This window comes from Staphylococcus sp. HMSC071G07 (assembly GCF_001811435.1).
GTDB classification, from domain to species: domain Bacteria; phylum Bacillota; class Bacilli; order Staphylococcales; family Staphylococcaceae; genus Staphylococcus; species Staphylococcus pettenkoferi.
Window position 1 is genome coordinate 1 of the sequence record NZ_KV804757.1, and the last position, 21,774, is coordinate 21,774.

Annotated in this window: 18 protein-coding genes and 1 pseudogene; 1 reads left to right on the plus strand and 18 read right to left on the minus strand. The window is 38.7% G+C overall.

Annotation, left to right across the window (positions count from 1 at the left end):
• Window positions 1-265: 265 nt before the first annotated feature.
• The 14 genes and pseudogenes from tsf to HMPREF2802_RS03085 form a co-directional block, all read right to left on the minus strand.
• Window positions 266-1,144 (minus strand): translation elongation factor Ts, encoded by an 879-nt coding sequence (tsf, locus tag HMPREF2802_RS03020; protein WP_002472415.1) that lies wholly within the window; start codon window positions 1,142-1,144, stop codon window positions 266-268.
• Between the two features lie 91 nt (window positions 1,145-1,235).
• Entirely contained in the window at window positions 1,236-2,033 is a 798-nt protein-coding gene (gene rpsB / locus HMPREF2802_RS03025) for a 30S ribosomal protein S2 (RefSeq protein ID WP_002472447.1), read from the minus strand.
• Window positions 2,034-2,423: 390 nt separating this feature from the next.
• Window positions 2,424-3,197: a GTP-sensing pleiotropic transcriptional regulator CodY gene (codY, locus tag HMPREF2802_RS03030; RefSeq protein ID WP_070502714.1), complete on the minus strand. Its 774-nt coding sequence runs from the start codon at window positions 3,195-3,197 to the stop codon at window positions 2,424-2,426.
• A gap of 24 nt (window positions 3,198-3,221) precedes the next feature.
• A complete protein-coding gene (gene hslU / locus HMPREF2802_RS03035; RefSeq protein WP_002472435.1) occupies window positions 3,222-4,634 on the minus strand; it encodes an ATP-dependent protease ATPase subunit HslU in 1,413 nt (470 codons plus the stop codon).
• A 144-nt stretch (window positions 4,635-4,778) separates the two neighbouring features.
• Entirely contained in the window at window positions 4,779-5,321 is a 543-nt protein-coding gene (gene hslV / locus HMPREF2802_RS03040) for an ATP-dependent protease subunit HslV (RefSeq protein WP_002472456.1), read from the minus strand.
• 1 nt (window position 5,322) lies between these two features.
• Window positions 5,323-6,231: a tyrosine recombinase XerC gene (gene xerC / locus HMPREF2802_RS03045; protein ID WP_371091346.1), complete on the minus strand. Its 909-nt coding sequence runs from the start codon at window positions 6,229-6,231 to the stop codon at window positions 5,323-5,325.
• A gap of 98 nt (window positions 6,232-6,329) precedes the next feature.
• Entirely contained in the window at window positions 6,330-7,640 is a 1,311-nt protein-coding gene (gene trmFO, locus HMPREF2802_RS03050) for an FADH(2)-oxidizing methylenetetrahydrofolate--tRNA-(uracil(54)-C(5))-methyltransferase TrmFO (protein WP_070502716.1), read from the minus strand.
• Between the two features lie 262 nt (window positions 7,641-7,902).
• Complete coding sequence (gene topA / locus HMPREF2802_RS03055; protein ID WP_176744765.1) at window positions 7,903-9,975, minus strand: type I DNA topoisomerase; 2,073 nt, start codon at window positions 9,973-9,975, stop codon at window positions 7,903-7,905.
• Window positions 9,976-10,121: 146 nt separating this feature from the next.
• On the minus strand, window positions 10,122-10,796 hold the full coding sequence (gene dprA, locus HMPREF2802_RS03060; protein WP_083307579.1) for a DNA-processing protein DprA: 675 nt from the start codon (window positions 10,794-10,796) through the stop codon (window positions 10,122-10,124).
• Window positions 10,797-11,357: 561 nt separating this feature from the next.
• Window positions 11,358-12,266, minus strand: coding sequence for a succinate--CoA ligase subunit alpha (gene sucD, locus HMPREF2802_RS03065; RefSeq protein WP_002472433.1), 909 nt, complete (start codon window positions 12,264-12,266; stop codon window positions 11,358-11,360).
• Window positions 12,267-12,287: 21 nt separating this feature from the next.
• Window positions 12,288-13,454: an ADP-forming succinate--CoA ligase subunit beta gene (gene sucC / locus HMPREF2802_RS03070; protein ID WP_070502717.1), complete on the minus strand. Its 1,167-nt coding sequence runs from the start codon at window positions 13,452-13,454 to the stop codon at window positions 12,288-12,290.
• A gap of 102 nt (window positions 13,455-13,556) precedes the next feature.
• Window positions 13,557-14,333 (minus strand): ribonuclease HII, encoded by a 777-nt coding sequence (locus HMPREF2802_RS03075; RefSeq protein WP_070502718.1) that lies wholly within the window; start codon window positions 14,331-14,333, stop codon window positions 13,557-13,559.
• Window positions 14,317-15,199: pseudogene (ylqF, locus tag HMPREF2802_RS03080) on the minus strand (ribosome biogenesis GTPase YlqF). The gene HMPREF2802_RS03075 and the pseudogene ylqF overlap by 17 nt, the downstream one beginning before the upstream one ends.
• Before the next feature lie 219 nt (window positions 15,200-15,418).
• Window positions 15,419-16,276, minus strand: coding sequence for an ABC transporter substrate-binding protein (locus HMPREF2802_RS03085; protein ID WP_070502720.1), 858 nt, complete (start codon window positions 16,274-16,276; stop codon window positions 15,419-15,421).
• A gap of 351 nt (window positions 16,277-16,627) precedes the next feature.
• On the opposite strand from HMPREF2802_RS03085, the gene HMPREF2802_RS03090 reads away from it, so the two are divergent.
• Window positions 16,628-19,264 (plus strand): YfhO family protein, encoded by a 2,637-nt coding sequence (locus HMPREF2802_RS03090; RefSeq protein WP_070502721.1) that lies wholly within the window; start codon window positions 16,628-16,630, stop codon window positions 19,262-19,264.
• 225 nt (window positions 19,265-19,489) lie between these two features.
• Here the strand turns inward: HMPREF2802_RS03090 and rplS are convergent, their stop codons facing one another.
• The 4 genes from rplS to rpsP all read right to left on the minus strand — a co-directional run bounded on the left by rplS (window position 19,490) and on the right by rpsP (window position 21,591).
• On the minus strand, window positions 19,490-19,840 hold the full coding sequence (gene rplS, locus HMPREF2802_RS03095; protein ID WP_002472454.1) for a 50S ribosomal protein L19: 351 nt from the start codon (window positions 19,838-19,840) through the stop codon (window positions 19,490-19,492).
• A 108-nt stretch (window positions 19,841-19,948) separates the two neighbouring features.
• On the minus strand, window positions 19,949-20,683 hold the full coding sequence (gene trmD, locus HMPREF2802_RS03100) for a tRNA (guanosine(37)-N1)-methyltransferase TrmD (protein ID WP_070502722.1): 735 nt from the start codon (window positions 20,681-20,683) through the stop codon (window positions 19,949-19,951).
• Window positions 20,683-21,186, minus strand: coding sequence for a ribosome maturation factor RimM (gene rimM, locus HMPREF2802_RS03105; protein ID WP_070502723.1), 504 nt, complete (start codon window positions 21,184-21,186; stop codon window positions 20,683-20,685). Before rimM ends, trmD begins: the two co-directional genes overlap by 1 nt.
• A gap of 138 nt (window positions 21,187-21,324) precedes the next feature.
• A complete protein-coding gene (gene rpsP / locus HMPREF2802_RS03110) occupies window positions 21,325-21,591 on the minus strand; it encodes a 30S ribosomal protein S16 (protein WP_002472408.1) in 267 nt (88 codons plus the stop codon).
• Window positions 21,592-21,774: the final 183 nt, after the last annotated feature.

Consider the following 21,774-nt stretch of genomic DNA (forward strand, 5'->3'; position numbering starts at 1 on the left):
ACGCTCGCACTCTGCGTCGCATCATGTTGCTGCTTGTTCATTTACAATGAGTAAAATCTCTGCGCTTCAATACTCAAAAAGTTAAGCGCTCCACTCATTCCAACCTATTTCCTTTATTAACTTCTGACGTTCTATTACAGAAATAAGAACAAGAAATATTGTCAATGATACAAGTAAAGAAGACACAGGTAGTCTTCCTATATAAAAGATGTCTTTCATACGGGAATACAAAGGTGTCTTCTTCCTTGTACAAATCTATGAAATATTATTTCATTTGTCCTTTAACTTCATCAGCAAAGTTTTCTTCACGTTTTTCCATACCTTCGCCTACTTCATAGCGTACGAAGTCAACAAGTTTTCCACCTTTAGATTTGAGGTAAGATTCAACTGTTTGATCTGGATCTTTAACGAAGTCTTGGTCAACAGCACAAATTTCTTGTAAGTATTTGCGCATACGACCTTCAACCATTTTTTCAACGATTTTTTCTGGTTTACCTTCGTTTAACGCTTGTTGTTTTAATACTTCTTTTTCATGAGATAATTCTTCTTCGCTTACTTGGTCAGAAGAAACGTATTTAGGATTGATAGCAGCGATGTGCATAGCTACGTCTTTAGCAGCTTCTTCGTCAGTTGTACCTTCAACTACTGAAAGCACACCGATACGGCCACCCATGTGAAGGTAAGCACCGAATGCATCATTGTCAGATTTAGATCTGATAGCGAAACGACGGATGCTTAATTTTTCACCGATAGTAGCGATCGCTTCTTTCATACGTCCATCTACAGTGTCGCCACTTGGTAATTTAGATTCGTTTAATTCTTCTACAGATGAAGCTTTAGTTTCTAACGCTTGGTTAGCAATTTCTTTAACTAACTCTTGGAAACCTTCGTTACGTGCTACGAAGTCAGTTTCTGAGTTAATTTCAAGGATAACAGCGTCGTTACCTTTAGTTTCAACGTGTACTAAACCTTCTGCAGCGATACGATCTGCTTTTTTAGCTGCTTTAGCGATACCATTTTCACGTAGGTAGTCAACAGCTTTGTCGATGTCGCCGTCAGTTTCAGTTAACGCTTTTTTACAGTCCATCATACCAGCGCCAGTTTTTTCGCGTAATTCTTTAACAAGTTTAGCTGAAATTGCCATTTATTATTCCTCCAATATTGTTACTTTAATATATTATATTTTAAAAAAAGGTGATAAGCCTAATTATCTTATCACCCATTTTACATTATGCTTACTTAGATTCAACAGAAGTGCTTTCTTCAGTTGAGTCAGCATTTTGAGTATCTTCATTTGATTTAGATTCTTCTAAGTCAATGTTTTGCTCAGCTGCTACTTCATCATTAGATACACCTTGTTGACCTTCAAGTACTGCATCTGCCATCTTACCAGTTAATAATTTAACGGCACGGATAGCGTCATCGTTCGCTGGGATAACGTAATCGATTTCGTCAGGATCACAGTTAGTATCCACAATTGCAACGATAGGGATATTTAGTTTACGGGCTTCCGCGATAGCGTTGCGCTCTTTACGAGGGTCAACAACGAATAATGCATCAGGCATAGATTTCATATCGCGAATACCGCCTAAGAATTTGATTAAGCGGTTGTATTCTTTTTTAAGTTCAACAACTTCTTTTTTAGGAAGAACTTCAAATAAGCCGTCTTCTTCCATTTTTTCGATTTCAGAAATACGTTTGATACGTTTAGAAATTGTTTTATAGTTAGTTAAGATTCCACCTAACCATCTTTGGTTAACGTAGAATTGACCAGCACGTTCAGCTTCGTTCTTAACTGATTCTTGCGCTTGTTTCTTAGTACCTACGAATAGGACTTTACCGCCATCTTCAGATAATTTTTTAACGAAGTTGTACGCTTCTTCAACTTTCTTAACTGTTTTTTGTAAGTCGATAATGTAGATACCATTACGTTCAGTAAAAATGTATCGTTTCATCTTAGGGTTCCAACGGCGAGTTTGGTGACCGAAGTGAACACCTGCTTCAAGTAATTGTTTCATAGAAATTACTGCCATGATATAAATCCTCCTAATGGTTATTTACCTCCACAAATCGCTCATATAAACACGTTGAGTTCATCAACGCACCCTTTATACTTCCGCAATTTGTGTGTGTATTGGCTTCTTAGCCGTCATTTAATATACCATAAAAGTTCTGGTAAAGCAATAGGTTGAAATCAAGTACATACAATACTCGTAAAAAAGAGCGGAACAGTAATCTATATGATTCACTGCTCCACTTCCACGGGGATGATACGGCTCTGAATAACTCATAGCCTTTCAGCTCCAAACATCTATTGTATAGGCTGGAAAGAAAGATTATTGTTAACTCATTCTATATTTCAAATGAGAGAACTTTCGCACACTCTAACCACCTATACTATTCTAGATAAGCTCATTATTAAACTATTTTAAACGTTCAAGTTCATCTAAGAATTTAGCTTTCTTAACCTTGATAAATGTACCTTTCATACCAAGTGAACGAGACTCGATTACACCGGCACTTTCAAGTTTACGTAAAGCGTTTACGATAACTGAACGTGTTATACCTACGCGATCAGCAACTTTTGAAGCGATGAGTAAACCTTCTTGACCGCCAAGCTCTTCAAAGATATGTTCAATCGCTTCACTTTCTGAGTAAGATAGTGAGTTAATAGCCATGTTGGTTGCTGCTTTATCGCGTGCTTCTTGTTCAACTTCGTTATGTTTCTCACGAAGAATTTCCATACCGATAACTGTAGCAGCATATTCACCTAATACGAGGTCATTTTCAGAGAAATCATCGTGTACACGGCCAAGTACGAGTGTACCTAAACGTTCACCACCGCCTAAGATTGGGAAGATTGTCGTTCTACTGTCTTCGAATAAATCTTTATTTTCAGGTGGGAATACAGATAATACATCATCAATATCAATGTTTGATCTCGTTTCTTTCACGTCCATTAATTTTTCAGTGTATTCAGTTGGAATATAACGTGTTTCTAACATTTGAATGATACGATCATTTTTCAATAATTCATTTAGGTTAGATCCTAAGATTTTACCTTTACGAGATACAATAAATACGTTTGTAATAGTTACGTTACTAATCGTTTGTGCTACATCTTTAAAGTTTACGGCGATACCTTTATGTTTTTGTAATAAAGTATTTAACTCTCTAGTTTTTGATAATAAGCTCATATTTCTTCTCCTTTTTCCTTTATATTATAAGATAAATGCACTTAAATCTTTGTTTGTTGAAATAGACTTCAACTTATCATCAACGTATTGCGGGGTAATATCGACTTCTGCATGAGGCATGCTTGGCGCCTCGAATGATAAATCTTCTAACATTTTTTCTAATATCGTGTGTAAACGACGTGCACCGATATTATCTGTGTCTTGGTTAACTTGATGAGCAATTTCAGCTAAGCGGTGTATTGCTTCATCTGAGAAGTTGACTGTTACTTCTTCAGTGTCGAGCAACGCCTCATATTGTTTGATGAGTGAAAGTCTTGGTTCTTTGAGAATACGTTCGAAATCTTCTACAGATAGACTTTCGAGTTCGACACGGATTGGGAAACGACCTTGTAACTCAGGAATGAGGTCGCTAGGTTTAGAAACGTGGAAAGCACCAGCGCCTATAAATAGCATATGTTCAGTACTTACACTACCATATTTCGTTTGAATGACGCTACCTTCAAGGATAGGCAGGATATCACGTTGCACACCTTGGCGTGAAACGTCTTGACCCGAGTTCTGATTACCTGTTGCAACCTTATCAATTTCGTCGATAAAGATAATACCCATTTGTTCAGCAAGTTCAATGGCTTCTTGGTTGGCTGTTTCCTGGTCAATGAGTTGATCTGCGTAGTCATCCACGAGAATCTTACGCGCGGTCTTCACAGGTAATTCACGTTCAACTTTCTTCTTAGGCATGAGTTGATTCATCATATCTTGCATTTGCTGATTCTGATTGGTACCTAACATACCCATAGCTGCTGGATCTTGTTCAACTTTGATACGTACTTTCTCGTCTTCTAGTTCTCCTGCTAAAAGCTGTTTCTTAATCTCAGAACGTTTCGTCTTCACTTCTTCGTTAGGTGCTTCTTCATCTTCGTCATCGTTATTCTGACCGAAATTAGGAATCGCACCACCAAAGAGTGATTCTAGCGGATTATTACCATTAGATTGACTCGCTTTCTTCTTCATGCTAGGAACGAGTAACTTAACAAGTTTATCGTTCGCTTTCGCTGTTGCTTCATCGTTCACGAGTGCTTTCTTCTGATCTTTAACGAGACGTACTGCAACGTCAACTAAATCTCTAACCATACTTTCAACGTCTCGGCCTACATAGCCCACTTCAGTAAATTTCGTTGCTTCTACTTTGATAAATGGCGCACCAACAATCTTGGCCATACGACGTGCGATTTCAGTCTTCCCTACACCAGTTGGACCAATCATTAAAATATTCTTTGGTGCAATTTCTTGTTTCTCTTCTTCGCTGAGCAGACTACGGCGATAACGATTGCGAAGCGCTATGGCTACTTTTCTCTTGGCATCATCTTGGCCTACGATATATTCATTTAGCTTTGAGACAATATCTTTAGGCGTTAATTTAATGCTATTCGCTTCCATCTAAGCTTCCTCCATCTTCATATTAAATCATTGAGTTACAGTAGCTAATATAGATAATTTTGTTATCAAAACTGCCTAGCATAATTACTATAACTTATTTTTATTATCAATGTATATACTTTTTAAAAAATTCTTCCTTTTTAACTAAAGTTCTTCGACGACAATTTGATCATTCGTAAATACGCAAATATCTGAAGCCACGCGTAAACTTTCATAAGCCATATCTTTCGCTGACATATCTTGCGCGTGACGTTTTAATGCACGACCTGCACTTAAAGCATAGTTTCCGCCAGAACCTATAGCGATGAGGTCATCGTCAGGCGCAATCACTTCACCAGTACCGCTCACGACAAGAATATTCTCTTTGTCCATCACGATGAGCATGGCTTCGAGCTGACGTAACTGTTTGTCGCCTCTCCATTCTTGTGCAAGTTCTACAGCAGCACGCTCAAGGTTACCACTGAATTGTTGCAGCTTCGTTTCAAACTTTTCAAATAGAGTAAATGCGTCAGCCACACTTCCAGCAAAGCCTGCTAAGACTTTACCATCGTACAAAGTGCGCACTTTACGCGCAGTCTGTTTCATAATGACTTGATTGCCCAACGTAACCTGACCGTCACCAGCCATCGCAGAATGACCGTTATGTTGGATAGCAAATATCGTCGTCGCATGAATTGATGTACTCATATCATCTCTTCTCCTTCTTTGCACGTGGATGTGCGTTTAAATAAACTTTTCTCAATTGATCATTGGATACGTGAGTATACCTACCAGTCGTCGATAAGTTAACATGACCGAGCAACGCTTGTACAGTACGCAAGTCTGCACCCTCATTAAGCATGTGTGTAGCGAAAGTATGTCTTAATTTGTGGGGGTGAATGTCCGTTACACCAGAGGTACGTTTTACGATATCATTGAGGACGTATCGAACACCGCGCTCGGTGATTGGATCTCCTTGCATATTCACGATGAGAAATTCGTGATACGCATGTTGTAGAGGCTGGAACTCCTCAAGATATTGTTGAATGCGTTGCTTACAGAACTCACCAAATGGGATAAAGCGTTCTTTATTACCTTTACCTAGTACTTTCACACCAGGTAGATTAAGATCTAAATCTGTACGCTTAATATGCACAAGTTCAGACACCCTCATACCCGTCGCATAAAGCAACTCTAGTATGACACTATCTCTGAGACCTTTCTTCTTATCTTGGTTCACAGTTTGGAACATCGCTTCCATCTCTTCGTTATAGAAGAACTGTGGTAAATATTGTTCTTTCTTAGGGTGGACAAGTTGTATAAAAGGATTGACTACACTTTCATCTTGAGTCATCCAATATTCATAAAAGCTTCGTAAAGTGGAAATTTTTCGTGATACTGTCGTTCTTTTTAATCCTTGTTCATAGAGATAACTTAAGTAATTGCGAGCATCTTTGTATTGAAAGGTGGCGAGATTTAACAACTCTTGTTCTAAAAAGCCATTAAACTGTTCTAGATCTTCTTTGTAAGATAACAGTGTATATTCAGAGTATTGTCGTTCGACCTTTAACATATACAAATAATCTCGTTGGATTTTCTCCAAATAAAATCCCTCCATCAATATGAATTGTAGCATATTGATAGAAGGAACTGCGATCAATAACCATCAAAAATGGTCATATTTTCGAAATTTTCTAAAGAGTATAGCTTACTTTCCTAAACTAACGTTTTTTTAAAGTTCTCCAAGTAATCTAAAGCTCTTTCAGCATAAGTCATATTACGTTCTTTTTTATTTTTAATCTTTTTATCTAAGGAAGGTAAGACACCGAAGTTAGCATTCATAGGTTGGAAGTTCTTATCATTCTTCGCATGTGAGATGTAGTATGCCATGCTACCAATCATTGTTTCACGTGGGAAGATGACTTCACCTTTGCCGTTGATCTTATGTGCAAGATTGATACCTGAAACGAGTCCACTAGCAGCACTTTCGACATAACCTTCCACACCTGTCATTTGACCAGCAAAGTAAACATTAGGATGAGTAATCAATTCATATTTCTGATTAAGTACATCAGGTGAATTGATAAAAGTATTACGGTGCATCACGCCATAACGAACGATGTCTACATTCTCTAATCCTGGAATCAAGCGCACGATTTCTTTCTGAGCGCCCCATTTAAGATGTGTTTGGAAGCCAACGATATTATAAAGCGTGCCTGCTGCATCATCTTGTCTCAATTGAACTACTGCATAGGGTGTTTCACCTGTCTTAGGATCTTCTAAGCCCACAGGTTTCATCGGACCGAAGAGTAACGTTTTGCGGCCTCTACCAGCCATGACTTCAAATGGCATGCACCCTTCGAAATACTTTTCTTTTTCAAACTCATTAACCGGTGCAACTTCTGCTTCTAACAACGCATCGTAGAAACGATTGAACTCTTCTTCAGTCATCGGGCAATTTAAATATGCTGCTTCACCTTTATCGTAACGAGACTTGAGATAAACTTTATCCATGTCAATACTGTCCTTCTCAACAATAGGCGCAGCTGCATCATAGAAATAGAGTTGATCTCGTCCTGTAATGTCTACGATTTCTTGAGCAAGATGATCGGTAGTTAAAGGTCCAGTTGCAATAATCGTATAGCCTTCAGGAATTGAATTCACTTCTTCATTAAGAACGGTGATGTTCGGATGATTCTTCAACGTATCTGTAATATAACCTGAGAAATCGTGACGATCGACAGCAAGCGCACCTCCTGCTGGTACACGTGCATGATCTGCAGCTTGGATAATAAGTGAATCCAAACGGCGCATTTCTTCTTTCAACAGACCCACTGCATTCGTGAGATCGTTACCGCGCAATGAGTTGGAACATACGAGTTCAGCAAACTTATCTGTATGATGAGCAGGCGTTTGTTTCACTGGTCGCATCTCAATCAAATTAACTTTCACACCACGTTCAGCTAGCTGATAAGCTGCTTCAGATCCAGCCAATCCAGCTCCCACGACATTAACCGTTTCAGTCATTTAATTACCTCCCTTAGTCGTTCATTATGTATTTAGATGTATGTTAAATTGCTCAAATTTAAGGTTTATCTCTCCACTTTACATGAGCTTTATAAGGATAAAAAGAGCAACTGAAGACTATTAAGAGCGCATAGTTACAACTAATAATAGTAATCAGTCGCTGATAGTGACTCACGCCACAAAGTATAACAAGAAATGAGCTAGAAAATATATACTTGTAACAAATTCGTCATTATTTATCGTATTAAAGTATAACGATTAGTTATTTTTGAACCTCTTCTTTATAATCACAATTTGAACAAATAACTTGGCTAGATTGACCTTTCTTATGATTGACAAGATAGTGATCACACTTAGGACAGTTACGTCCAACCGGTTTATCCCATGTTACGAAGTCACAGTCTGGATAATTTGAACAGCCATAGAAGATTCGGTTCTTCTTAGATTTACGTTCGATGACCTCGCCATCTTTACATTTCGGACAATCTACACCAATCTTCTTAACAATCGCTTTCGTATTACGGCAATCAGGGAAATTAGAGCAAGCCATAAACTTACCATAGCGTCCCATTTTAATAACCATTGGTGCGCCACAAACTTCACAATCTTCACCAGCTGGCTCATCTTTGATTTCTATCTTTTCCATTTCTTCTTCAGCACGTTGAACATCTTGTTCAAAGCTAGAATAGAAATCATCGATAACTTTGTGCCAATCGATTTCACCTTCCGCAATTTTATCGAGTAATGTTTCCATATTAGCTGTGAAGTCAACATCGATAATTTCAGGGAAGTAATCTTTTACCTGTTCGTAAACAATTTCACCTAACTCCGTTGGTACGAAACGCTTGCTTTCATTCTTCACATAATTACGTTTTTGAATTGTATCAATCGTTGGCGCGTACGTTGACGGGCGTCCAATCTTCAATTCTTCTAACGTTTTAACTAAACGCGCTTCTGTATAACGCGGAGGTGGTTGCGTAAAGTGTTGAGATGGATCAATCTTTGTTGCTGTCACCATCTCTCCTTCTTTAATAACAGGTAATTTGTTATTTTTATTCTCATCTTTATCATCTTTCGCTTCGACGTATACAGACATAAAGCCTTTGAATTTAACTGTTTGACCGTTAGCACGGAACTTTACATCGTTCTGAGTTAAGTCCATCGCCACTGTGTCTAGGATGGCAGCAGCCATTTGACTCGCTACAAAACGTTCCCATACTAATTTATAAAGTCTGTATTGATCTCTAGAAAGATAAGGTTTCATGTCAGATGGCGTACGATAAACACTCGTTGGTCTTACTGCTTCGTGCGCATCTTGATCCCCTTGACCTTTAGATTGACGATACGCAGTATAATCTTTGCCGTATTCAGACTCAATATAAGATTTCGCTTCCGCTTGTGCTTGATTTGAAATACGTGTAGAGTCTGTACGCATATAAGTAATTAAACCAACCGTACCTTGTTTCTTCAAGTCAATACCTTCGTATAGTTGTTGCGCTACCATCATCGTCTTACGCGCTTTAAAGTTAAGTTTACGCGCAGCTTCTTGTTGCAGCGTAGATGTAGTAAAAGGTTTCGCAGGATGACGTTTCTTTTCTTTCTTTGTAACTTTAGTTACTTCAAATTGGTCACTGTCTAGTTGTTTCGTGATATATTCGACGTCGTCTTTCTTCTCCAATTTGTAAGGTTTATCTTTAAGATGTAAGAAACGTGCAGTAAACTTAGAACGTTTGTAACGGAATTCGCCTTCAATCTTCCAGTACTCTTCTGGTTTAAAGTTTCTGATTTCGTTCTCTCTATCAATCACTAAACGTAAAGCTACCGTTTGAACACGTCCTGCAGATAAGCCTTTCTTAACTTTCTTCCACAATACTGGAGAAATATTGTAACCCACTAAACGGTCGAGTATACGGCGTGCTTGTTGTGCATCCACGAGATTCATCTCTATGCCGCGTGGATGTTTAAAGCTGTCTTTGACCGCCTCTTTTGTAATTTCATTAAATACGACTCTTGTCTTCCCATCATCTTCAATTTCTAATATATGAGCTAAATGCCACGCAATAGCCTCTCCTTCACGGTCAGGGTCACTTGCTAAATAAACGTGCTTCGCTTTTTTAGCATGACGCTTCAAGTCTTTGACTACAGGGCCTTTACCGCGAATCGTAATATATTTCGGTTCATAATTATTTTCATAATCGACACCCATTTGACTACGGGGCAAGTCACGTACGTGCCCCATTGATGCGATTACTTTATACTTTTTACCTAAATATTTTTCTATTGTTTTAGCTTTTGCGGGCGATTCAACTATGACTAGATTTTCTGCCAAAGTGATACCCCCTTGAATTAACTAATTCAAAGGTAAATGATAAACGGTTTATTTTGTTTTTGTCAATGTTTTTAAATTATTTGTTCCGACTTTCTACCATTATAAGTGTGGTTTTTAACTAAACGATACTTAGTATTCTTAAACGAAGTAACCTAATATATTTCGAAATCTGAAATAATGTCGCTCGGTTCTAAAACAATTTTTGCCCCATCTTGTGCACTTAGCATATTTCCTCGTGTCATAGGATTAAAGATAGACCCAGGCAGAATATATACTTCACGATTCTGTTCAAGCGCAGCAGTAGTAGTGATATGCGTTCCACTATTCTGCTCAGCTTCAGTGACAAATATGCCTTGAGATAAGCCACTAATCAAGCGATTACGTTGTGGAAAGTAGTACCGCTGTGGACGTGTATCTGGAACATATTCACTTATTGTCAAGCCTTGATATTCAAGTAAATCACGCGTACTCTGCGTCTCATATGGATAATGCGCAAGATGTCCAAATCCAAGCACACCTATTGAAGACATATTGTATCTTAGAGATAATCGATGAGCAACGTGGTCAGCTCCTTTAGCTAACCCTGAAACAATCGTTAAATCTGCTCTATCAAAGTGAGGAAAAAATGACTCTAATGTTTGTGTAGTATAATATGTAGCTGATCGTGAACCGATAATCGCTAATTTACGAGGACGATTTAGCATATGCAAGTTACCTCGGTAAAAAAGGATATATGGAGGATCATAAATTTCCTTTAGTAATTGAGGATATTCATCATCTTCAATTGATAATACATTAACTTGCCATTCAGCTAATTTGCTAAACATATAATCTTCTGTAAGCCTTATATAGTTCGCTTTATACTCTTCTTTATAGGAACGTTTCGAAAGGACCTGTTCTTCATTTAATAGAGTGAGCTGCTCCTGGAAGGAAAGTTGGGGGAAATCAGGATTATACTGCTAATAGTTGTTTAATCATGGATGTGGTGAATCCCGCGAAGCGGAGTTGTAAATAAGTATGTTCTATGGTCGTAACCTCCTCTTTCTTAACATTATAACTTATTTCCAAAGAGAATAGTGTGTCAATTTGATTTCAAATTCAATCTCAAACTTAACCTAATTGTTAAAAGTAAAGTTCAACTTTTAATATACTAAGGATCTGTCAAAAAATTTATTAAAAAACTGGAGAACGCCCACATGCAATGAAAACAAGTTTTCTATTATTAATTAGTGTCTCCAACATAAAGTTAATTCTATTCTTCGCAAAAATTTAAGTTAACATAATAATTCTAACGTCATTCATAATTACTAATCATTATTTACTTTCAAACGATAAAAAGCTCGACTTCTCTCGAAAGAGTAAGCCGAGCTTGAAACTTAACTATCATATTATTTGTTGATAGTTAATAACTCTTCATAAATACCTGCTTCTTTAGCAGCATCGATAAGTGTAGTACCGATTTCTGAAGGAGTGTCTGCAGTTTTAACACCACAAGAGTTAAGTGTTTTGATTTTTTCAGAAGCAGTACCTTTACCGCCTGAAATAATCGCACCTGCGTGACCCATACGTTTTCCTGGAGGTGCAGTTTGACCACCAACGAAGCCTACAACTGGTTTGTTCATGTTTTCTTTAATCCATTGTGCAGCTTCTTCTTCAGCAGTACCACCGATTTCACCAATCATAACGACTGCTTTAGTTTCATCGTCTTCATTAAATGCTTTTAATACGTCGATGAAGTTTGTACCGTTGACTGGGTCGCCACCGATACCTACTGCAGTTGTTTGACCAATACCTTCTTCAGTTAATTGGTGTACAGCTTCATAAGTTAAAGTACCTGAACGAGATACAACACCTACGTGACCTTTTTTATGGATGTAACCAGGCATGATACCGATCTTACATTCATCAGCAGTGATAACACCTGGACAGTTTGGTCCTACGATACGTGTCTTCTTACCTTGTGCATAGCGTTTAACTTTAACCATGTCGATAACTGGAATGTGCTCAGTGATACAAATAGCTAAGTCTAATTCAGCATCGATTGCTTCAAGAATAGAGTCAGCTGCGAAAGGTGCTGGTACGTAGATAACTGATACAGTTGCACCAGTTTCTTCTTTCGCTTCTTCTACTGTATTGTATACAGGTACACCTTCAACGACTTGACCGCCTTTACCTGGCGTTACACCAGCGACGATTTGTGTACCATAGTCAAGCATTTGTTTAGTATGGAAAAGGGCAGTTGACCCTGTAATACCTTGAACCATTACTTTTGTGTTCTTATCAATAAATACGCTCATCTTAGCGCTCCCATCCTTTCCTTACGCTTCTTTTACATTATTAACGATTTTTTGTGCACCTTCTGCCATAGTTGTTGCTGGTTCGATAGCTAAGCCAGAATTGTCTAAGATTTCTTTACCACGTTCAACGTTAGTACCTTCTAAACGTACAACTAATGGTAATGTTAATTCGACTTCTTTAACAGCTGCAACGATACCTTCAGCAATAACGTCACATTTCATGATTCCACCAAAGATGTTAACGAAGATACCTTTAACATTCTCGTCACCTAAAATGATCTTGAATGCTTCAGTAACTTTTTCTTTAGTAGCACCGCCACCAACGTCTAAGAAGTTAGCTGGACGTCCACCGAAGTGGTTGATTGTATCCATAGTTGCCATCGCTAAGCCGGCACCGTTAACCATACAACCAATGTCGCCATCTAAAGCGATGTAAGATAAATCGTATTTAGATGCTTCGATTTCTTTAGGATCTTCTTCTTCTAAGTCGCGTAATTCCATGATGTCTTTATGTCTAAATAATGCGTTATCGTCGAAGTTAAGTTTAGCATCAAGTGCTAATACATCACCGTCACCAGTAGTTACAAGTGGGTTGATTTCAACGATAGAGCAGTCTTTTTCGATAAATACATTGTAAAGTGCCATTAAGAATTTAGCAGCTTTACCGATTGATTCTTTAGGAATATTGATGTTGAAAGCAATTCTTCTTGCTTGGTAAGGCGCTATGCCTACAACTGGATCAATTGTTTCTTTAAAGATCTTCTCTGGCGTTTCTGCTGCTACTTCTTCGATTTCAGTTCCGCCTTCTTCAGAAGCCATTAAAGTTACACGGTCAGTTGCGCGGTCGATTACGAAACCAACATAATATTCTTTCTGAATATCGCAACCTTCTTCAATGTAAAGACGTTTAACTTCTTTACCTTCAGGACCAGTTTGGTGCGTTACTAATTGCTTACCTAATAATTCTTTAGCGTAAGTTTCAACTTCGTCTAAAGATTTAGCAATCTTAACACCGCCTGCTTTACCTCTTCCCCCAGCGTGGATTTGAGCTTTAACTACATACACGTCTGAGTTAAGTTCCTTTGCTTTGTCAACTGCTTCTTCAGCAGTAAATGCTACGCGTCCTTCTGGGACAGCAACGCCCATAGAACGAAAAATTTCTTTACCTTGATACTCGTGGATATTCATTCTCCATCCTCCTGTTTCTTAGGTTAAGTTCATAGTCAATTATAAAAAATGTAAGCGCTATTGTAAACTGATTGAACACAGTATTTTAGAATTATTTTAATTTTATAAACTTGCGATCATGGATTTTATCGGTTCAAAAGACTTTCGATGCTCCGGCGTGACGCCTAATTGTTTCAACCCTTCTAAATGCGCTTTCGTACCATATCCGACGTTCTTACTAAACTCATATCCTGGATATTGTTCGTCTAACTCACGCATATAACGATCTCGATATTCTTTAGCAAGAATACTCGCTGCAGCAATCGATACACTCTTCGCATCCCCTTTAACTAACGATTGTTGAGGGATATCTAAAGACAGTTTCATCGCATCAACGAGCATATGAGTGGGACGAACCTTCAGCTGTTCTACTGCACGCACCATTGCCATTTGCGTCGCCTGGTAGATGTTATACTTATCAATCTCATCCACCGTTGCTATTCCAAAGGCATAATCGGCAACGCCCTCCTTCAGAGCCGTTTCAAATGCTGTACGTTTCTTAGCACTTAACTGCTTCGAATCGTTAATACCTACATAGTGATGTTGATCATTCAGTACCACCGCGCATGTCACAACCGGACCTGCTAAAGGACCACGACCTACTTCATCTACACCGCAAATCACAGCCTGTGGTGCCTTTTCAAGAATATTACTCTCATAGAACGACATATACTGATAACGTTCAACTTCTTCCAGAGCTTTAACGATTTGTTTATGCTGTCGCTTCAAGGCTTGTTGAACACCCTTACGCTCGTCTGCATGCCATTCCGAGCGTTCTAACTCCTCGAGCGAGGTGATTTGAGCAATCTCTTCTTTCACTTCTTTAATTGTTCGCGTCATCTTTCATTTCCTTCTATCTCTTTAACGATATCGAAAGTATACGTGCCAATCTTGGCATTTCTGACATCATTAATAATCAGTTCAATAACCGCTTCATAATCGACTTCGTTCCCTTTTTGTAAAAGGCCTCGACGTCTTCCTATCGCATCAAACCATTCAAGCAGCTCAGCATCCGGATCAACTTCTACATTGTAATGAATACAAAGTCCTTCATAATCGTGTTCGATCAAGAAATTCAACCCAAAGATCGCCACTTCATCTAAGTGAACGATACTGTCTTTAATTGCCCCAGTAATACTGAGTTTCTTACCCACTGTCTCGTCCTCGAACTTCGGCCACAGAATTCCAGGGGTGTCGAGTAATTGCAACGCTTTACCGACTTTAATCCATTGCTGTTGTTTCGTTACTCCTGGCGTGTTTCCTGTCTTCGCTATTGATTTCTTCGCTAACTTGTTGATTAACGTGGACTTACCAACGTTAGGGATACCGACGATCATCGCTCGAATCGCACGTGGTTTCAACCCTTTCTCTTTCTCACGTTCGAACTTCTCTTTCGTAGCTTCAGTGGCTGCTTGTTCCACTTTTTTCAAACTTCGACCATGCTTGGCGTCTACCGCTACAGGATAGTAGCCTTGGGCTTTGAAATGTTCCTGCCATTTGTCTAGCTCATTCAAGTTAGCCATATCTTTCTTGTTTAAAATGACTACACGCGGCTTATGTTGTACGACTTCATCAATCATAGGGTTACGAGAACTATAAGGAATACGCGCGTCTACAAGTTCGAAGACGACATCCACCTTTTTCAACTGCTCAGAGACTTCGCGTTTCGCTTTCGCCATATGACCAGGATACCATTGTATGACCATGCTGCATTCACCTCTTTTAATAATTTAATTACTAGTAAAGACTTTATTATCATAACATGTTAAACGCAAAAAGAGGGAGTAAGACTTAACTCATCACAATGATTCAAGTGTGTCTTACTCCCTAATAAAGGTTAGAATTCAAACGGATATTTCAACGCTCATCTTCCGTAGCGTGAAACTAGATTTAATCATTAAGTGAGTTGTGAGTATCTCAAATAATTACTCGTTAAGCTCACTGATTTCTTTAGCAATATCTTCAGAAGCGACTAAACCACGGAATTTAGCCCATGTCTCACGATTAACAAAGTGCGCACGTGCTTTCTCAACTGCGTCTACATGAGACCATGCTTCGCTATTTTGAAGTGCTTTCACTTCATCGCTATTTTCATTTTCAACCATGATGAATAAACGTTCAGGATTTACTTCTGATAATTGTTTATAGTCTAATTCTAAATAATCTGCACCCATGTATTCTGAAGAATTTTCTACAACTTCTTTAGTTAGTGCAGGTTTAAAGCCAAGACTTTCTAAGAAACTGCCGACATACGTTTTTACTGAATGCGCTACAACACCGTCATTTGTTACAACGATTGGTAATGTAGTTTGATCAGTATCTAAACTAATTTGATCTTTGTAGTCATTAATTTTATCTTCATGTTGTTTCATTACTTCTTGCGCTTTGTCTTCTTTAGAAACAGCTTTGCCGATAATGCGGAATGCATCTAAGTTTTCGTTGTAATTTGCGTCGAAACTTTTAACTAAGATGGTAGGTGCAATTTGAGTTAAATCATCATACATGTCTTTGTGTCTATCTTGATCAGCAATGATGAGTTGAGGCTCTGCTTTCTTAATGGCGTCGAAATCAGGGTTGAGTCTTTCACCAGCTGATACATAATCGCCGACTTGATTGCGTATTGGGTCGATGAGGTTTGCGCTATCACCATCATCAGCTACGCCTGTAACGTTAACGTCTAAAGCTACGAGTGCATCAACAAATGAATATTCAAGAGCTACTGCAGACTCAATTACTTCTGGAATTTGTGTCGTACCAGCTGCATGTTTAATTTCTGTAGTCATCATACATACCTCCTAAATAACTGCTTTCACTACTTATTTTGACGTTTTTCAAGTATTTAAACTTTCTTTTGCACAAAGAACTAAGGATAAAATGAACAACTTTATGACTGAGACTTCAATTGCTTAACGTAAGATCGGATTTCAACCCAATACCACCTTTATAATGAGATGAACTGACGACATACCTCTTGCTGCCTACTTTGCTATCTTCAAAAAACTTTTTGGTAGCTATGTTCACCTAAATGAGTCGTGGAATCAGCCATAAGATGCTAAAATGACAGTGCTATATAAAAATTAAATTTGACGTTAGAGTGAATTGCAGAATTTAACGTCAACGTTAAGAGGAATATTATGAAAGATAAATTAACACAAAATCCTTTAATAAAATTATTATTCGTCATTGTGCTCAGCAGTATAGCAAGCTTAATCACTTTCAGTGGCTACATTTATCGCTATTTGACGCAAGGCCTCGTGTTTAGTGGCAACGGAGATGGTTTTCGACAAATGATGCCTTTCCAAATGTACCTTTATGAGCATTTCTCGAAAGGTCACATGATGTACGATCACTCCTTTGGTTTAGGTGGCAATTATATTCAAGATTTATCTTACTACTATGCTTTGTCACCATTGACTTATTTACACTTTCTCGGAGTGTGGGTGGCAGAACATGTCTTTCACGCTAACCCGAGTGATATTGCATTCTGGCCCACGGATCAGCTCGTCGTTGCCATAGTAAAGACTGCACTCATCTTTGTAGTGAGCTATTATACGTTCAGATATTTTAATATGAAGCGCGTGCCCACAATGATTGCGACATTATTGTATGGCGCATCAACGGTGACAATCGATTTCAACTTTACGTGGTCGTTCTATAGTGATTTACTCATTTTTCTACCATTATCTGTACTCGGCATTGAGCGTTTGTTCCAAGCGCGCAAAGCTGGATTATTTATTTTTGCAATCGCACTCACCTTATTTTCTAATTTTTACTTCAGTTACTATGAAACGATTATTGTGTTGTGTTATTTTATCTATCGCACAATTTGGCCTTATCGTGCTGATGTACTTTCAAGAATTCAGAAACTATGGATCATCGTTGGCAGTGTTGTGTTAGCCGCTATCAGTAGTTTGTGGGGTTGGTATACAGGTGTAACGTCGTTTCTCAATAACGATCGACAATCCAATCCACATTTCCATTTTGATCCAATCATCGAGCCGATACGTCATTATCACATGTTCTCAAATGGGTTCTATATTACGCTCACATTGATTGTCATTATGGCGTTGTTCTCATTTAAACTCTATCGCCATTATTTCTACCGTTTGACGGCAATTGCGACGTGGTTAATGTTACTCGGCTCACTCTCGCCTTATTTCGATAGTGCTTTCAATGGTTTTTCAACACCGGAACGTCGCTGGGTCTACATCTTGGCCTTTATATCTGCCCTACTCGTCGCACAATATATTCATTACTTTAGCGAGATTTCAATGACTAGCTTTGTGTTGAGTAGTATACCTGTGCTCATTCTCATGCTGGTAAAATGGCTCGGGTATTTCGAGCTTGAAACGAGTTGGATGTATGTAAGCCTGTGTATCATTATCTTCTTAGGTTTAACGAGACGCTTTACATCTTGGCGTCACACTGTGGCTTTTAAAATTATCTTAATGATTCTCATCATTTTACAACAATGGATGATGATTCAAAACGCGTATACGAATAACATTAAAAAGTATACAACAGATCGCTCAGAACTGCATTCAGATCATTATCGCAGTCCGAAAATGCAAAATAAAATCAACGACATCAATCACAAGCGGCAAAATGACATCTTTCATCGCATCGATTATATGTCTCAATACAATCTTAACTCAGCGATGGTTTACCACTATAATGGCATTGCGCTATATTCTAGCATCTTTGATGGACGTATTCTGGACTATTACGATCGTCAACTCCAGATTAATATGCCGACCGACAAGAATAGTACGTATCGCTTACTCAACAATCGTACCAATTTAATGGCGTTATGGGACGTGCGTGATCGCATACGTACTTCTGAAGACCAGCTCATGCCATATGGTTTCAAACATCAACAAGACTTCAACACCGAATCGCGTACGTTTGAACATTCAACTGCTGACTTTGACTATCCTGCTGCTCATTTAACGAAGAAAGTGTTTAAGCCAAGTCAGCTGAAATCACCGTTAGATCGTGAACAAGCTTACTTAACTGGTGTTGTGTTCTCTAATGATACACAGAAACCGACGAGTCATTTTACACCTAATCAAAATCTACTGAACTATGCCAAACCTAAGCTGAATCACGCTCGTCAAGGTAAAACACATCAACTTAAAGTAGATAAAAATAGGGGCGGTATCACCTATCATCTACCGAAAGACATAGCTGACCGTTATCAAGATTTATATGTCGAAATGGATGTTGAACTTCTGTCACCGGATAAAGCACATCGCGTAGGTATCAATGAGTACAGCCAGGAGCGCAATCCGCTCACGTATAAATATCGCCGGTTTGTGACACCTGTGACGATGAAAGTGAAATCAGCGCAAGATTTACATTTACATCTCGCTAAAGGTACGTATCGTTATCGACTCAAGGGCATTTATGGAGAGGATTATCGTACACTGCAAGAAGCACATAAAGACGTGAAGCCTGTGAAAGTCAAGCAACATCATAATGGGTACACCATTACCAAGAATCGCGATGATGCGGGTTACATCGTCTTACCTATGGCTTATCGAGATGGCTTGCAAGCTCATTCAAATGGTAAAAAGGTAGACGTCAAGCAAGGAAATGGAATAATGACTGTCGTGCCTACGTCCAAAGGTCAAGGTGAGATTACAGTAACTTACCACTCCCCTCATCACTGGCTGCTTCTCGGTTTGAGTAGTATTGGAGTCGTACTCAGTGTCTTGTGGTGTTGGTGGTTGCTTAAGAAAAAGAAGAAGCTTTATGAGCGTGGTTTTTAAAAAATTTGTGAGGAAGCCGTAGCTTAGTGGGCCGAAAGCATTTTAAGCACCAGAAACTACTAGCAAATGACAGAATAGATGTCTGGGATTCGAAAGTTAAGCGACTTTTCGAGTCCCAGACTTTTTATATACGGACAAGCTCGACCAGCACAAAAGAAAATCGAGTAAATTAAAAAGCTGGAACCCACGAATAAGTGAATTCCAGCTTTCTTCATTATATACTGATTAGCGAATTTCTTGGATACGTGCAGCTTTACCACGTAAGTGACGTAAGTAGTATAATTTAGCACGACGTACTTTACCACGACGTTTCACTTCGATCTTCTCGATCTTAGGAGTGTGAAGTGGGAATGTACGTTCAACACCTACACCTGAAGAAATCTTACGTACTGTGAATGTTTCAGAAATGCCTCCGCCACGGCGTTTGATTACAACACCTTCGAAGACTTGGACACGTTCACGTGAACCTTCGATGATACGAACGTGTACACGTAAAGTATCTCCAGCACGGAATGTAGGGATGTCGTCACGTAATTGTGATTTCGTAACTGCTTCAATAAGTTTGTGATTACTCATAGTAAATTCTCTCCTTCAACCTATGTTCATGCCTAGACAATAATATAGCAGCGGATCATAGTGATTTTTCGTGCATTGCACACTTACATTATGCTAGCACAAACACTTTTACTTTTCAATTCCTTTTCGATATCTTTTTAGAATATCTTGATCCTGCTTTGTTAATTCAGCTTTGTCCAATAAATCTGGTCTATTACGATACGTGCGAAGCAACTTCTGCTCACGTCGCCACGCATCGATTCGTGCATGATTCCCTGACAACAATACTTCTGGTACGTTCATACCTCGATATTCTCGCGGTCGTGTATACTGAGGAAACTCTAACAAGCCATCTTGGAACGAATCATCTTCGTGAGATTGTTGATTCCCGAGTACACCTGGGATGAGCCGCACAATCGCATCCGTCATCGTCATCGCAGGTAGTTCTCCGCCAGTTAACACGTAGTCGCCAATAGAAATTTCATCCGTCACGAGATGTTCACGGATCCGCTCATCATACCCTTCATAGTGACCACAAATAAAGACGAGATGTTCCGCTTCACTCAACTCTTGTGCTTTCTCTTGGGTAAAAGGTTCACCTTGCGGACACATTAAGACGACACGTGTCTCAGGGGTTTGCTGAAGACTTTCTAGCGCGTTAAATATCGGTTCCGGCTTCAACACCATGCCTTGTCCGCCACCAAATGGATAATCGTCAACCTGATTATGCTTATTCTCCGCATAATCTCGAAAGTTTACGGTATTCACGTTAAGCATCCCTTTGTCTTGCGCTCTTTTCAAAATAGAGTGATTCAGCACACCCTCAAACATTTCAGGAAATAACGTTAAATAGTCAATTCTCATCAATCTAACAATCCTTCCATTGGCGTGATATGTATTTGACGCCCTTCTACATCAACCTCTTGTACAACATCGGCGATATAAGGAATTAAATACTCTTTGTCACCTTGAACGACCCAAACATCATTTGCACCTGTTTCAAAGATTTCAGTCACTCGACCAAGCGGTTCGCCCTCATTAAATACTGTGCAACCAATAATATCAGAATAATAATATTCATTCTCTGCCAGTTCAATATCCTCATGATCACGCTCTTGATATAACGTTTCGCCTTTCAAATGTTCTACATCGTTAATATTGTTTCTACCTTCAAACTTCAACATATGTAGTCCTTTATGGACACGATGAGATGTGACAACAAGCTCTACCGTTTCTCCGTTTCGTGGATGAACTTCTAGCACTTCACCCTGTTGAAAACGCACGTCTGTAAAGTCTGAGTTGGATTTCACTTTCACTTCACCTTTAATTCCGTGCGTATTCACAATTTCACCTACTTCAACCTGCATAACTCAACCTCCAATACTTTGACTTAATGATTTATTATAACATGGAAATGATGCTCTCTTCTTTATTCACTCATTAGCACATGCTAACTCAAGTCATAAAAAAAGAGCAACACTCAGGTTACTCTTTTTCTAACTCATTTATTTTTCATCATCAAATTTTTTCAAGATACCTTCTCTTGATAAGATGTTGTGTACTGTGTCAGTTGGTTTAGCACCATTCTTCAACCATTTAAGTGCTAATTCTTCATCAATGATAACTTCTGGTGCATTCACGTGTTTAGGGTTGTAAGTACCGATTTGTTCGATGCTACGACCATCACGTGGCGCACGAGAATCAGCTGCTACGATACGGTAGAATGGGTTTCTTTTAGAACCTAAACGTTTTAAACGTAATTTAACTGCCATTAGTATACGCTCCTTTATATTTATAATTTCTTTTCTACAAGAATTAATAATAACAGTTGTCCAGATGTTTGTAAAGAGCTTTTTCTTTACCAAATTATTTTTCTTTAATGCGTCTGGGATATAAATCAAAATTATTTAATTTTCAATGTAATGACTCTCGCTTCTTACGGGAATGCAACCCCT